Source organism: Mycolicibacterium sp. XJ870 (genome assembly GCF_053483975.1).
Genome location: NZ_JBEFTI010000025.1, coordinates 1 through 426, shown reverse-complemented (window position 1 = coordinate 426; position 426 = coordinate 1). Strand labels below are relative to the sequence as shown.

1 rRNA gene is annotated in these 426 nt (G+C 55.9%); it reads right to left on the bottom strand.

The features are described from left to right. Positions 1 to 426: ribosomal RNA gene (locus ABQF30_RS29565) — 23S ribosomal RNA — on the bottom strand; the annotation flags it as partial.

The window sequence follows — 426 nt, the reverse complement described above, 5'->3', positions numbered from 1 at the left end:
GGATACGCCCTATTCAGACTCGCTTTCGCTGCGGCTACCCCACCCGGGTTAACCTCGCGACATGTCCCTGACTCGCAGGCTCATTCTTCAAAAGGCACGCCATCACCCCACCACAAAGTGGAAGGCTCTGACGGATTGTAAGCGCACGGTTTCAGGTACTCTTTCACTCCCCTCCCGGGGTACTTTTCACCATTCCCTCACGGTACTAATCCGCTATCGGTCACTGGGAAGTATTCAGGCTTACCGGGTGGTCCCGGCAGATTCACAGCAGATTTCACGGGCCCGCTGCTACTCGGGAACACCATCAAGACAGATGTCGGGTTTTCACGTACCGGGCTCTCACCGTCTACGGCAGGCCATCCCAAGCCACTTCCGCTAACCACAACATTTTCTCACTGCCCTCCAGTCGGATAGAACTGGAAAGAT